This window comes from Acinetobacter sp. TYF_19, assembly GCF_043105125.1.
Classification (GTDB): domain Bacteria; phylum Pseudomonadota; class Gammaproteobacteria; order Pseudomonadales; family Moraxellaceae; genus Acinetobacter; species Acinetobacter johnsonii.
This window is the reverse complement of the sequence record NZ_JBICLH010000041.1, coordinates 75,161-87,838: the sequence shown is the minus strand read 5'-3', so window position 1 is coordinate 87,838 and position 12,678 is coordinate 75,161. Positions and strand designations below refer to the sequence as shown.

Sequence of the window (12,678 nt, the reverse complement as noted above, 5' to 3'; positions counted from 1 at the left end):
CTTAACTCAATTCTTTGGTCTTAAAAGTTTCCATGTCTGTACCTGATCTTGTTTCTGCTACACCTGTTCATGTGTGTGTGGTTTATCATAGCGCCTATGGTCATACGGCGAAAGTCGCTCAGTATATTGCACAAGGTGCAGAGCAGGCGGGTGCTGACGTGCATTTAATTTCTGTTGCTGCAGTGCAGTGGGACTTGTTAGATCAGGCCGATATTATTGTGATGGGTTGCCCAACGTATATGGGCAGTCTTACAGCAGCGCTTAAGCAGTTTATGGAAGATTCCTCTAAGCGTTGGTTAGCACGGGCTTGGCAAGGAAAACTGGCTGCAGGCTTTACCAATGGTGGTGGCTTAAGTGGCGATAAACTGGCGGTATTACAGCAGATTAATTTATTTGCTATGCAGCATGGTATGTTGTGGGCTGGTTTACCGTTTATGCCGACGGGACGTAGCCAACACGATATTAATCGGATGTCGAGCTTTTTAGGTTTGATGACTCAGTCAGACAACGCTAGTATTGAAATAACCCCACCCGAAGGTGACTTGGAAACTGCTCGAAAGTTTGGAAAATATTTGGTTGAGCTAAAAGCTGACTATTAACAGTTCTAATAATAAAAAACCTCCACATGGGAGGTTTTTATTATTTATGCATAATACGGGCTTTATCACGTTGCCAGTCACGGTCTTTTTCCGTGGCACGTTTGTCATGCAGCTGTTTGCCTTTCACTAAAGCGATTTCTAATTTAGCACGTGGTCCTTTCCAATAAGCAACAAGCGGAACACACGAATAACCTTTTTGATTCACTGCGCCGAGTAACTTATCGAGTTCACGACGGTTCAACAATAATTTACGGGTACGGGTCGCTTCAGGAACAATGTGCGTAGATGCACTGAGTAAAGGCTGAATCTGAGCACCGAACAGGAAAGCCTCACCATTTTTAAAGGTGATATAACTCTCAGACAGCGTCATACGACCTGCACGTAACGATTTTACTTCCCAGCCTTGCAGTGACAGGCCAGCTTCAAATTTTTCTTCAATAAAATAGTCGTGACGTGCACGTTTATTCTGTGCAATCGTCCCGCTGGTATTTTTTTTAACTACAGTTGCTTTCGCCATAATCAATTACTTCCAACAATGTACCTATTGTGCCTTAAAGCAGGGTTAAGGTGAAGTTTTTTCAAATTTATGGAGTTTCTTCACCTATAAAACAAGTTTTTGCTAAAATGTGGCTCTACAAAATCAACAGAGTAAAAATGGATGTCTAAAACTCGCGTCATTTACCCGGGGACTTTTGATCCAATTACCAATGGTCATATTGATTTGGTTACACGTGCATCACGTATGTTTGATGAAGTGGTGGTAGCCATTGCCATTGGTCATCATAAAAACCCTCTCTTTAGTTTAGAAGAGCGTGTGAGCTTGGCCAAAGCATCATTAAGCCATCTTGATAATGTTGAGTTTGTAGGTTTTGATGGTTTGTTGGTGAATTTCTTCCGTGAACAAAAAGCAACGGCTGTACTGCGAGGATTGCGTGCAGTGTCTGACTTTGAATACGAGTTCCAGTTAGCCAATATGAACCGTCAACTTGATTCACACTTTGAGGCGGTATTTTTAACACCGTCAGAGCAGTATTCATTTATTTCATCGACGTTGATTCGTGAAATAGCACGTTTAAAAGGTGATGTGACCAAGTTTGTACCGCAAGCTGTAGTCGCTGCTTTTGAACGTAAACATCAACAAGGTTGGTAATGTGTCTTTATATATAACCGATGAATGCATCAATTGTGATGTTTGTGAACCTGTGTGCCCCAATGAAGCCATTTTCATGGGGGAATTGATTTATGAAATCAATCCAGACTTATGCACAGAGTGTATCGGACATTATGATAAACCCCAGTGTCAATTGTTCTGTCCAGTGGACTGTATTCCGTTGGATCCTAATCATGCGGAAACTGAGGATGAGCTCATGGATAAATATAAAAAGCTGATTGCTCAAAAAAGCGCAAGCAATTAAGTCTAAGATTTGATACTATGCGCCTCGAAGTGAGCCAGACGATCGCTGCTGTGGAGATCTCCGTGATTGAAGCAGGGGAGGAAAGTCCGGGCTTCAAAGGGCAAGGTGCCAGGTAACGCCTGGGCGGCGTGAGCCGACGGAAAGTGCAGCAGAGAGTAGACCGCCTTCATTATGGTTTCGAGCAATCGAAATCGAAGGTAAGGGTGAAAGGGTGCGGTAAGAGCGCACCGCATGGCTGGTAACAGTTCATGGCATGGTAAACCCCACCGGAAGCAAGACCAAATAGGGATCCTTTAGGCATGGCCCATGCTGGATCCGGGTAGGTCGCTTGAGCGTATGAGTGATTGTACGCCTAGAGGAATGATCGTTCTCGACAGAACCCGGCTTATCGGCTCACTTCAACAAATTTTGATCAATTAAGCGCGCAAGGTACTTGACGTACTAGTGAGAAAACCACATAATGCGCGCACAGTTTACGGCTATGTAGCTCAGTTGGTTAGAGCACCGCACTCATAATGCGGGGGTCACAAGTTCAAGTCTCGTCATAGCCACCATTTTTATAGATCATGCTCTCAGCATGATCTTTTTTTTTGTGGGAAAGAAAGGTCTGAAAGTGTTTTTATTTACTTGCCATTTCTGAAATGGCCTTGTGGTTCACTGCGCCGTTGTTTCGATATTTAAAGCAAAGCTGTGACTGCGGACATTTATGATCTTTTTAGAACTTCCCCTCGCAGTGAAGGTTTTCAGGCGTTAAATTAATCTGCATCTGTAAGTCTTGAATGTGTTGCCAATTGGCTTGATGTTCGGGCAATGTAAAGATTTGATGATCAACTAAATTGAGTTTTTTTAAAGAGATGTGCTGACTTGCACAGTAGCGTCCTTCGGCTCTTTCTAAAGCTAAGTTTTGCTGTGCAGTTGGGCTTAAGCGATCTGCGGTCAGGATCTTTTGTTGTCCTTTGGCATAGTTGACCAATATCTCTCGATCTTTTAGGCTAAATAATAGGTTGGAGTTGATATAGGTCGCTACATCACGCCGTACACCGTTATAGTCGGTGATCATGGGGGAAATCAGCTGACAACTGCTCAATGCTGTAATGCTTAGGATGAAGAAAAAACAGACTCTCTTTTTCATTATCTTTCTCGTAAATATGCCTAACTTAAATATAGATTGCAGTATAAAAATAAGTTTAAAAAGAGTAGTTTGCTGAAAAATTGATAGTTCAAAGTGTATTTGTTTATGGAATAACCATTTGTGTGTAAAAAGGGTTGACGCTTGTCTTTGAACTTTGCATAATGCGCGCACAGTTTACGGCTATGTAGCTCAGTTGGTTAGAGCACCGCACTCATAATGCGGGGGTCACAAGTTCAAGTCTCGTCATAGCCACCATTTTAAAAGACCAAGCTCTCAGCTTGGTCTCTTTTTTTGTGCGTAAAAAATAGATTTGAATATGTCGATATAAAAAAGCCCAAACACATGTTTGGGCTTTTTTATTGGAGAAAGTGCTTATACGCCAGCTTTCCAGCCATTCATGATTGGGTAGCGACGTTCACGGCTAAATGCACGTGAGCTGATACGCGGACCAATTGCACCTTGGCGACGTTTGTATTCATTGAAATCGACCAAACGAATCACTTTTGCAACCACTTCAGCATCAAAGCCTTTGGCAATGATGTCATCTTGGCTCATATCTTCTTCGATATAGGCATACAATATGGCATCCAGTACATCATATGGTGGTAAAGAGTCTTGGTCTTTTTGATCTGGACGTAGCTCTGCTGAAGGTGGGCGAGTAATCACACGCTCAGGAATCACAGGCTTGTCTGAAATGCTGTTACGGTATTTCGCAAGTTCAAACACAATGGTTTTATACACATCTTTCAGTACCGCAAAACCACCCACCATGTCACCATAGAGCGTGCAGTAGCCCACCGCCAATTCTGATTTATTGCCTGTAGACAGGACTAAATTACCAAATTTGTTGGATAAACCCATCAGCAGTGTACCACGGGCACGCGCTTGTAAGTTTTCTTCAGTTGCATCCGCAGGGCTGTTACCAAAGAACGGATAAAGTGTTTGCATAAAGCTGTTCACAATTGGGTTGATTTCAGCAATCCCAAAAGTCACCCCCATACTCTTCGCTTGTTCAGCAGCATCTTCTACACTGATTTGAGCGGTATAGGTATATGGCATCATTACGGCCTGGACTTTGTCGGCGCCAATCGCATCAGCTGCAATGGCAAGAGTTAGAGCTGAGTCGATCCCGCCTGATAAACCCAAAATCACTCCAGGGAAACCTGAGCGTTGTACATAGTCACGGGTCGCCATCACTAAGCTTTGATAAATCTCTGCCATAGTGTCTAACGCAGGCGGTAGGGCATTGGCCTTAAAGGCTTGTTGTTCTGCTTCGTATTCAGCGAAATACAGAGACTCTTTAAAGCTTTCTGCTTGAAGTACAATCGAACCATTTTTGGCAATCACGAAGCTTGTACCATCAAAGATCAGGTCGTCTTGACCGCCGACTTGGTTGGCATAAACCAAGTTGAGGTTCATTTGTTTCGCCAATGCAGACATGGTTTCAACGCGATGCTGCGGCTTACCGACTTCATATGGTGAAGCATTTAAGACCAAAGCCGTTTCTACATTGAGCTGTGCTAGTTGTTGTACTGTTGAAAGTGACCAAACATCTTCACAAATCAACACACCAAACTTATGACCCAGATATTCAAAAACAAGGTGTTGATGCCCTTCGGTGAAGTAACGCTTTTCATCAAACACGCTATAGTTTGGCAAGTTTTGTTTGTTATACACACCCAAAACTTGTCCATCTTTCATGACCGCAGCGGCGTTGTAGCGTTGACCATCTTCGGTTTGATTGACAAAACCAAAGACCATTACAATATCTTTTACTGTTTTAAGTTGTTCAAAAACTTGTTGCGTGCGTTTGGTTAGGCTTGGACGTAGAAGTAAATCTTCTGCTGGGTAACCAATGCTCGAAAGTTCTGGAAAAATAATTAAATCAGCATTTTGTTTTTTTGCTTCATTGGCCTGCTCCAACATTTTTTGGGCATTTGCTTCAAGGTTGCCAATGTGCGGAGAGAACTGTGCAAGTGCAATTTTAAAACTTTTCATTTCCAACTAAATCCTATACCTATAGGGATATACACGACGATTGAGTTTGTTATAGCTATAAGTTCTACGTGGTGTAAGTGACGATAAACAAATAGAAGTATTAATCAATAATAAGTGCGAATACTATATACGAAATGCGATTTTTTTTAAGGGATATTCTAAAAAAAATCAGTAAATGTCCTTAAAAAGAACAAATTATTCTAATGTCTTTATGGAGTGTGATTGTGTGGTTTCAACCGCTTTTACAAAAAATACAGCAAAAGTTTGAACTTAAAAATCGGCCCTTGACTGAAGCGGAGAAAAAGCTCGCCAGCAGTATTTTTGGGAACAGTCTGAACATGGATTCGGTTCGAATTATCGCGCATCGGGCAGTGCTGCCTCATTATGCGATTAGCCCGAATGGATATGTCTATTTTAATATCAAAGACTGGTGCGAAAATTTTGCCGATCAATCCATTTATCAACAAGCTTGGTTGATTCATGAGCTAACACATGTTTGGCAAATTCAGCAGGGACTCGCTGTAGTGCGTAAGGCGCTTTTTAACCGTCAATACCGTTATGCATTAAAACAAGGCAAGCAGTTTTTAAGCTATGGTATCGAACAACAGGCGCAAATGGTGCAAGACTACTTTCTCAAAAAACACTATGGCGAAGAGTGCTCAGCCTATGAGCAGTGTATTCCCTTTGTGGCACACAAAGCCTCGTTCTGACCCTGATAGATAAATCTGTGGAGTAATTGTTAGACAACAGATTTTAAAGTCATAAATTGCAAATTATTTGAAGAAAAATGCCAGTGGCATAGGGGAAACGGACTCTTATTTTGAATGCAAAGAGATGGTGAAAATCGTGAGATTGAGCCTGAAAAATGAGCTAAAATAAGAAGGAATGTCCTATGCGTATCGCTCTTCCGTTGAAAGGCAAAGCCAGCCAAATTTTTGCAGGACCCGTATTCGATGCTGAAAAACAGTCTGCGATTATTCCGATTCGGCATATGAAATTTGACTTTGAAGCTGAGAAAATTGATCCCAAATTTTACTTAAATGCGGAGCTGGCGAGTGCTTACTTTGCATCACTCTCGATCTTTCTGACCTATGGTGAAGACTTGGTGATTGATACCGCCCGTTATCACCGTGATTTCCTCAAAGACCCTGTATTAAAACAACGTGTGACGTCTTTAATTGGACAGGAGGCACTGCATTCAAAGCTACATGAAGAATTGAACGATACCTTTAAACAGGTTGATTTACCCGTTGGCATTTTTCGTTATTTAGCCGAAATCGTTTTTGACTACGGTTTTAACCGTTTACCTCAACCGATGAAATTGTCTTTGATGGCAGGCATTGAACATTTTACCGCAGTGCTGTCTGAATACATGATGAACCATGAAGAATTTTCTTCGATTCTCAAGATGAAAAGCAACGGGCGATTTGGATGTGGCACATGCTAGAGGAATCTGAGCATAAAGACATTGCGTATGATGTGTTTCAATCACTTTCCAATAACTATGCCTTACGTATTGCAGGCTTTTTTCCAGCCCTTATCACCATTTTGCTGCTAATTTCCGTGGCGTCAGTTTTTGTCCCGTTTTATCGCAAACCGTCTAATTTGGTGAGCCTTAGTTATTGGAAGGATGTGCCGCGCAGTTTCGGCCTCTTGTTTGGGCTGAAACGAGGTGTTTATGGCAGCAGTTGGATGCATATTTTTGATTATTTACGTCCAAGTTTTCACCCGAATGACTATGACACTTCTGCATTTTTAGATTATTACAAAGAACGTTTACTACATCCTGAAACAGGAGTGTTAGCCCCCTATTTCACCAAAGAATTTACTCCAGTACTTAAATCATAAAAGGAGGTTATGACATGGGACTGTTGAGTAAAAAAAATAAACCAAGTGAAAAGGCCTACGCAGTTGTAACGGGTGCAGGTAGTGGAATTGGTCGTAGCTTTGCACTGGAACTGGCAAAGCGCGGTGGTGATGTCATCTGTGCAGATATTGATTTAAGCTCGGCACAGGAGACGGTAGATTTGATTCAGTCGATGACATCTTCGTCAGCCTATGCGGTGCATTGTGATGTTGGATTAAAAGAATCTGTACACACTTTGGCGGAGCAAGCGGAACAGCTTTTGGGACATCCTGTTACTTTGCTCATCAATAATGCGGGAGTTGGGTTAGGTGGTAAGTTTGATGAGGTGTCGCTGGAGGATTGGCAGTGGTGTATGCACGTCAACCTGTGGGGGGTAATTCATGGTTGCCATTACTTTGTACCTAAATTTAAACAGCAAGGTTTTGGTGCCATTATCAATGTGGCATCAGCTGCGAGCTATACTGCAGCCCCTGAGATGACAGCGTATAACGTGACCAAGTGTAGTGTTTTGGCACTATCAGAAACACTAGCTTCAGAACTTCATGCTTATAACATTGCAGTCAATGTGCTGTGCCCGACCTTGGTACCGACCAATATTATGAAGAATGGGCGCTTGCCGAGCCGCTATTCTGGACTAGCTGACAAACTGCTGATGAACCATGCGTTTACCACCAGTGATGCTGTGGTTAAGAAAACATTAAATCGCTTAGATGCAGGCAAGCTTTATACCATTCCACAACCTGATGCCAAATTGTTTTGGTGGATGAAACGCGCATCGCCAAGCTTATACGTCAAGCTTTTAGGTTTGGGGTATCCACTGTTTAATCAAATCACAAAATAAGAATAGAGAAAAATGAATATGGAAACGCAATTAGAGATAGAACAAGCAGATGTGCAAGCGCCGTCTGATCAAATGCAAGATCAAACTGCCACGCCAAAAAGTACGGAAGCTGAACCTAAGCAGCCCCGTAAAAAGGCTGTGCTTAGTCCTAAAGCCGCACATACTTACGATACCATTGTTGTAGGTGCTGGGATTTCGGGGATTGCTGCGGCTTATAAAATGAAACAAGTCGGCTATCAGGACTATCTGGTTTTAGAAAAAGCGGATAGGGTCGGCGGTACGTGGCGTGATAATAATTACCCTGGTTGTGGCTGTGATGTACCTTCGGCGTTGTATTCCTTTTCCTTTGCACCTAGTCATCAATGGAGCCATTTATTTGCGAAACAACCTGAAATTTTAAGTTACTTAGAACGGGTGGTTAAGCAGTTTGAATTGCAAGACAAAATCCGCTTTCAGCATGAGTTGCTCAGTGCCAAGTGGAATGATGAGGCGAATATTTGGCAACTCGAAACTTCTCAAGGTACATATCAAGCACGAACCGTGATCTTCAGCACAGGGCCGATTACAGAACCGTCTTTACCTAAGATTAAAGGGATAGAGGGATTTAAAGGAGAAATGTTCCATTCAGCCCGTTGGAAACATGATTATGACTTAACGGGAAAGCGGGTTGCAGTCATTGGAACTGGCGCATCTGCCATTCAGTTTATTCCACAAATTCAGCCGTTGGCGAAAGAGTTGATCGTATTTCAGCGTACTGCGCCGTGGGTTTTGCCCAAAGCGGATATGCAGCTCAATGCTACAGTAAAGTCGCTGGTGGCCAAATTCCCGATGATTCAGCAAGGCTGGAGGAATAGTGTTTCCAGTATTTTAAATGGGATCAACTTTGGGCTTCGTCATCCGTCATTGCTTGAGCCAGTTAATTTTTTAAGCCGTCAATTATTAAAATTACAAATACATGATGACTCCTTGCGTAAAGCCGTAACACCTAATTTTTCGATCGGCTGTAAGCGACTTTTATTTGCCAACAATTATTATCCTGCACTGCAACAAGACAATGTCACGTTGTTGCCACAAGGTTTGGTCGAGATTGATGGGCAGAGTGTCATTACGGCAAATGGGGAACGATTTGAGGTTGATGTCATTGTTTGGGGAACTGGTTTTGAAGTGGCACATCCTCCTATTGGCCAACGCGTATGGAATGCCCAAGGTGAACGATTGGCCGACCATTGGAAGGGCAGTTCTCCAGAAGCATACTTGGGTACAAGTTTGGAAAATGTGCCGAATGCATTTTTGGTACTGGGGCCAAATATCTTGGTTTATGACTCATTTATTGGCATTGCTGAAGCGCAGATTCAGTACATTGTAGATGGTCTACTAAAAATGAAGCAGCAAGGCTTTAAACGTATGATGGTCAAGCGAGATGTTCTACGTTATCACAATGCCAAGGTGCAAACCCATTTGAAAACCACAGTATTTAACCGAGGTGGCTGTTCAAGCTATTATTTAGATCAAAATGGGCGTAACTTCGCGGCTTGGCCGTGGTCCTTGGCCGAGTTAAAGCAACGTTTATCTGCGCTTGAGCTAAAATACTACGATGTTGTTGAAGCTTAAAGTAGCCACATTAAGTATTAAAAACAGCCTGAGTCTGTTCAGGTCTTTTAATACTTAAACTGTGTCACTTGTGAATTATTGATTTAAAATTCATCATATAAAAAAACCACCCATGCGGGTGGTTTTTTGTCTCTCAACGCAGACCGAATTAACGGTTTATGTCGCGTTGAACTTCGCCAGTGTAAAGCTGACGAGGGCGACCGATCTTGTACGGACCGCTGTGCATTTCTAACCAGTGGCTGATCCAACCAACAGTACGTGCAAGCGCGAAGATCACTGTAAACATTTCCGTCGGGATACCAATCGCTTTAAGGATGATACCTGAGTAGAAGTCTACGTTCGGGTATAAGTTACGTTTGATGAAGTATTCATCAGAAAGCGCGATACGTTCAAGTTCCATAGCAAGAGCAAGCTGTGGATCGTTGATGCCAAGCGCACCAAGAACTTCGTCGCAAGTTTCTTTCATTACTTTCGCACGTGGATCGAAGTTTTTGTACACACGGTGACCGAAGCCCATGAGTTTAACTTCTTTAGTTTTCACTTTTTCCATGAACTCAGCAACGTTCTCTACAGTGCCGATTTCATCAAGCATCTTAAGAACAGCTTCGTTCGCGCCGCCGTGAGCAGGGCCCCAAAGTGCAGAAATACCCGCAGCGATACATGCATATGGGTTTGCGCCAGTAGAACCAGCTAAACGTACTGTAGACGTAGAAGCATTTTGTTCGTGGTCAGCGTGAAGCGTGAAGATGCGGTCCATTGCTTTAGCAAGGATAGGATCTACTTTGTAATCACGGTCTGCTGGAGTAGCAAACATCATGTACAAGAAGTTTTCAGCGTAGCTTAAGTCGTTACGTGGGTAAACGAATGGTTGACCTACAGTGTACTTGTAGCTCCACGCAGCCAAAGTAGGTACTTTAGCAATTAAGCGGATCGCTGTAATTTCACGGTGATCAACATTTTCGATGTCTAAGTTGTTGTGATAGAACGCAGAAAGCGCACCAACTACACCAACCATGATCGCCATAGGGTGAGCATCGCGACGGAAACCATTGAAGAAGCGGCTAACTTGATCGTGAACCATAGTGTGGTTACGAACTTTAGCATCAAATACTTCTTTTTGTTCAGCTGTTGGAAGCTCGCCATTGAGAAGTAAGTAGCAAGTTTCTAAGTAGTCAGCTTTAGTTGCTAACTGGTCGATTGGGTAGCCACGGTGTAAAAGCACACCTTTGTTACCGTCGATGAAAGTGATTTTAGACTCGCATGCAGCAGTAGCCATAAAACCAGGATCAAAAGTGAAGTGACCTGCGGCCAATACATCCTTAACGTCGATTACATCTGGGCCCAATGTGCCGCTGTAAATTGGTAATTCAATTTCTTTGCCATCAAGCTGTAAAACGGCTTTTTTGCCAGTTGCTTCAGACATTCAATAGATCTCCTGTCCTGGTGAATGATTTATCTGACTCGAAATACTCATCTTTTAATGCACGAATCAGACGGATTAAAAATTTGCTCTAAGAGTAGAGAGTGCTGAAATTTTGTCAATTATACTTATGGATAAAATGATGACTTCCGAAGTTATAGTTAAGATTTAATCCATTAAAATTTGCATAAAATCACAGCACCGACACACTATAATAAGTTAATTCAAGGAGCAAGTGCATAAATAAAAAATGTTGCTGGCGCAATTGTAAGCAGTTTTATATTGAAAAAAGCGCTTGAAAAGAAACAGAATTCAAGTCGTCATATATTTACATTTATTATGATTCTCGTAACTTACGCATCATTTTAAAAAGAAAATGCTGCTTTCGTAGTCATTGTTAAAAACAATAAGTGACTCAAAAAAAATGATTTAATTGTATAAAAAATAGCTTATTTGGTATTTCGAAAACGATATATAAGTCACTTTTTTTATTTATACGGATGTGAAAAAATTGTTTTAATTAAAATTTATTACGAGATATTTCAATCTTGTAGGGGATTAATCTGTTGCACCAACATCATGCATATTTATGCCACTATATTAAAATAAAATAATGAACATTTTATATATAAATAAAAAATGATTAAAATAAAGCAGTGAAATTAGCCAGTTTTAAAAACAAGACTTTTTTGTGCATCTTTAGTCTAAAGTCGAATTTTACCGTTTTTGTATAAATTTTAGCGCTTGAATTTGGTGTTTATTTTATAAAAACCAACCATATAGCTGAGATTTAAAGCTAAAGTGTTGTAGCGCAAGGTATTTATCTATGTGTTAATGATTCTTATTTAAAGAATTTTTATGCAAAAAGGCAAAGGGCATTGTTTGTATTTTGATAGTTCACGTCTTATAATTCAGTGTCGTTTTAAGTTCAAACGCTATTTAATTTAGAGTTTTAAAGTAGCTGCTGAACAATGCCAGCTTTCCTTCGAATTAATTCCAACAAACTCCGGATGGAGTTTTTACTTACAGGATGCCCGCTGTGAAAAGCAACAGACCTGTCAATTTGTCCATGGGTCAAGTTTTAGAAGTAAACTTAAAATCCCCTGTGGCTATTGCATCAATCTTACACCGTCTATCAGGTGTCATCGTATTTTTACTCGTACCGGTACTTCTATGGATCTTAGACAAGTCATTGTCTTCGCCTGAAGGATTTGCTCAAGTTCAGGCTATTTTTAATAGCTTCATTGTGCGTTTTGTCGTATGGGTATTTGTAGCCGGCTTAATTTTCCACTTTATTGCGGGCGTTAAGCACTTACTTGCTGACCTAGGTTTTGCTGAAGAGCTACAAAGTGGTCGCATCGCAGCTACTATTTCATTGATCTTGTCTGCAATTGGTATCGTTGCGGCATTTGTATGGATTGTTATCTAATGAAAAGTGCTACTGGTTTAACTGGTTCAGGTTCTCGCGATTGGTTTATCCAACGTGTAAGTGCTGTCGTATTAGCGGTTTATACAGTTGTTGTTCTAGGTTGGATCCTATGCAATGGCGGTTTTAGCCATGAACAGTGGTACGGCTTTATGATGACAGCTCCAATGAAGATCTTATCTTTATTAGCCGTCTTATCTCTTGTTGCACATGCTTGGATTGGTATGTGGCAAGTATTCACGGATTATGTGACTACTCGCCAAATGGGTCCTTCAGCTTCAGGTTTACGCCTTGTACTGACTTCAGCAGTAATTATTGCTGTATTTGCATATGCGATCTGGGCAATCCAGATTTTTTGGGCGAATTGAT

Annotated in this window: 12 protein-coding genes, 2 tRNA genes, 1 other RNA gene and 1 pseudogene; 12 read left to right on the top strand and 4 right to left on the bottom strand. The window is 41.6% G+C overall.

Annotated elements, in window-relative coordinates; translation table 11 throughout:
- The first annotated feature begins 32 nt into the window (after nucleotides 1-32).
- Nucleotides 33-599, top strand: a complete 567-nt coding sequence (locus ACF8FD_RS04635) for a flavodoxin family protein (protein ID WP_004695530.1) — start codon at nucleotides 33-35, stop codon at nucleotides 597-599.
- 40 nt (nucleotides 600-639) lie between these two features.
- Here the strand turns inward: ACF8FD_RS04635 and smpB are convergent, their stop codons facing one another.
- The gene (gene smpB / locus ACF8FD_RS04630; RefSeq protein WP_004695532.1) at nucleotides 640-1,116 is read right to left on the bottom strand and encodes an SsrA-binding protein SmpB; all 477 of its coding nucleotides are present in this window, start codon (nucleotides 1,114-1,116) and stop codon (nucleotides 640-642) included.
- 141 nt (nucleotides 1,117-1,257) lie between these two features.
- Between smpB and coaD the strand changes: the two genes are divergently transcribed.
- The 4 genes from coaD to ACF8FD_RS04610 all read left to right on the top strand — a co-directional run bounded on the left by coaD (nucleotide 1,258) and on the right by ACF8FD_RS04610 (nucleotide 2,568).
- Complete coding sequence (gene coaD / locus ACF8FD_RS04625; protein ID WP_004695534.1) at nucleotides 1,258-1,749, top strand: pantetheine-phosphate adenylyltransferase; 492 nt, start codon at nucleotides 1,258-1,260, stop codon at nucleotides 1,747-1,749.
- A 1-nt stretch (nucleotide 1,750) separates the two neighbouring features.
- The gene (locus ACF8FD_RS04620) at nucleotides 1,751-2,014 is read left to right on the top strand and encodes a YfhL family 4Fe-4S dicluster ferredoxin (protein ID WP_004695536.1); all 264 of its coding nucleotides are present in this window, start codon (nucleotides 1,751-1,753) and stop codon (nucleotides 2,012-2,014) included.
- 26 nt (nucleotides 2,015-2,040) lie between these two features.
- Nucleotides 2,041-2,418, top strand: an RNA gene (gene rnpB / locus ACF8FD_RS04615) — RNase P RNA component class A.
- Between the two features lie 73 nt (nucleotides 2,419-2,491).
- Nucleotides 2,492-2,568 (top strand) — tRNA-Met (locus ACF8FD_RS04610).
- A 161-nt stretch (nucleotides 2,569-2,729) separates the two neighbouring features.
- On the opposite strand, the gene ACF8FD_RS04605 is transcribed toward ACF8FD_RS04610, so the two are convergent.
- Nucleotides 2,730-3,146, bottom strand: coding sequence for a hypothetical protein (locus ACF8FD_RS04605; protein WP_005400402.1), 417 nt, complete (start codon nucleotides 3,144-3,146; stop codon nucleotides 2,730-2,732).
- Between the two features lie 178 nt (nucleotides 3,147-3,324).
- Between ACF8FD_RS04605 and ACF8FD_RS04600 the strand changes: the two genes are divergently transcribed.
- Nucleotides 3,325-3,401: transfer RNA gene (locus ACF8FD_RS04600), tRNA-Met, on the top strand.
- A 117-nt stretch (nucleotides 3,402-3,518) separates the two neighbouring features.
- On the opposite strand, the gene ACF8FD_RS04595 is transcribed toward ACF8FD_RS04600, so the two are convergent.
- Complete coding sequence (locus tag ACF8FD_RS04595; protein ID WP_005400403.1) at nucleotides 3,519-5,144, bottom strand: NAD+ synthase; 1,626 nt, start codon at nucleotides 5,142-5,144, stop codon at nucleotides 3,519-3,521.
- Between the two features lie 203 nt (nucleotides 5,145-5,347).
- Between ACF8FD_RS04595 and ACF8FD_RS04590 the strand changes: the two genes are divergently transcribed.
- The 4 genes and pseudogenes from ACF8FD_RS04590 (at nucleotide 5,348) to ACF8FD_RS04575 (ending at nucleotide 9,463) form a co-directional block, all read left to right on the top strand.
- Nucleotides 5,348-5,854 carry a type IV secretion protein Rhs gene (locus ACF8FD_RS04590; RefSeq protein WP_234304626.1) on the top strand — a complete coding sequence of 169 codons (507 nt, stop codon included), beginning with the start codon at nucleotides 5,348-5,350 and terminating at the stop codon, nucleotides 5,852-5,854.
- Nucleotides 5,855-6,036: 182 nt separating this feature from the next.
- Nucleotides 6,037-6,992 (top strand): annotated as a pseudogene (locus ACF8FD_RS04585) (metal-dependent hydrolase).
- 14 nt (nucleotides 6,993-7,006) lie between these two features.
- Nucleotides 7,007-7,852, top strand: coding sequence for an SDR family oxidoreductase (locus ACF8FD_RS04580; protein WP_234304627.1), 846 nt, complete (start codon nucleotides 7,007-7,009; stop codon nucleotides 7,850-7,852).
- 72 nt (nucleotides 7,853-7,924) lie between these two features.
- Nucleotides 7,925-9,463, top strand: a complete 1,539-nt coding sequence (locus tag ACF8FD_RS04575; RefSeq protein WP_279678649.1) for an NAD(P)/FAD-dependent oxidoreductase — start codon at nucleotides 7,925-7,927, stop codon at nucleotides 9,461-9,463.
- 148 nt (nucleotides 9,464-9,611) lie between these two features.
- Here ACF8FD_RS04575 and gltA read toward each other — a convergent pair whose 3' ends face one another.
- Entirely contained in the window at nucleotides 9,612-10,886 is a 1,275-nt protein-coding gene (gene gltA, locus ACF8FD_RS04570; protein WP_151835865.1) for a citrate synthase, read from the bottom strand.
- A gap of 1,027 nt (nucleotides 10,887-11,913) precedes the next feature.
- On the opposite strand from gltA, the gene sdhC reads away from it, so the two are divergent.
- A complete protein-coding gene (gene sdhC / locus ACF8FD_RS04565; RefSeq protein ID WP_086208085.1) occupies nucleotides 11,914-12,312 on the top strand; it encodes a succinate dehydrogenase, cytochrome b556 subunit in 399 nt (132 codons plus the stop codon).
- Nucleotides 12,312-12,677: a succinate dehydrogenase, hydrophobic membrane anchor protein gene (sdhD, locus tag ACF8FD_RS04560; RefSeq protein ID WP_086208084.1), complete on the top strand. Its 366-nt coding sequence runs from the start codon at nucleotides 12,312-12,314 to the stop codon at nucleotides 12,675-12,677. Before sdhC ends, sdhD begins: the two co-directional genes overlap by 1 nt.
- Nucleotide 12,678 lies beyond the last annotated feature (1 nt).

Excerpts from the sequence above, each read along its gene's own strand:
- ACF8FD_RS04635 (WP_004695530.1), top strand. The coding sequence starts at position 33 with ATGTCTGTACCTGATCTTGTTTCTGCTACACCTGTTCATGTGTGTGTG.
- smpB (WP_004695532.1), bottom strand. The coding sequence starts at position 1,116 with ATGGCGAAAGCAACTGTAGTTAAAAAAAATACCAGCGGGACGATTGCA.
- coaD (WP_004695534.1), top strand. The coding sequence starts at position 1,258 with ATGTCTAAAACTCGCGTCATTTACCCGGGGACTTTTGATCCAATTACC.
- ACF8FD_RS04605 (WP_005400402.1), bottom strand. The coding sequence starts at position 3,146 with ATGAAAAAGAGAGTCTGTTTTTTCTTCATCCTAAGCATTACAGCATTG.
- ACF8FD_RS04595 (WP_005400403.1), bottom strand. The coding sequence starts at position 5,144 with ATGAAAAGTTTTAAAATTGCACTTGCACAGTTCTCTCCGCACATTGGC.
- ACF8FD_RS04590 (WP_234304626.1), top strand. The coding sequence starts at position 5,348 with ATGTCTTTATGGAGTGTGATTGTGTGGTTTCAACCGCTTTTACAAAAA.
- ACF8FD_RS04580 (WP_234304627.1), top strand. The coding sequence starts at position 7,007 with ATGGGACTGTTGAGTAAAAAAAATAAACCAAGTGAAAAGGCCTACGCA.
- ACF8FD_RS04575 (WP_279678649.1), top strand. The coding sequence starts at position 7,925 with ATGCAAGATCAAACTGCCACGCCAAAAAGTACGGAAGCTGAACCTAAG.
- gltA (WP_151835865.1), bottom strand. The coding sequence starts at position 10,886 with ATGTCTGAAGCAACTGGCAAAAAAGCCGTTTTACAGCTTGATGGCAAA.
- sdhC (WP_086208085.1), top strand. The coding sequence starts at position 11,914 with ATGCCCGCTGTGAAAAGCAACAGACCTGTCAATTTGTCCATGGGTCAA.
- sdhD (WP_086208084.1), top strand. The coding sequence starts at position 12,312 with ATGAAAAGTGCTACTGGTTTAACTGGTTCAGGTTCTCGCGATTGGTTT.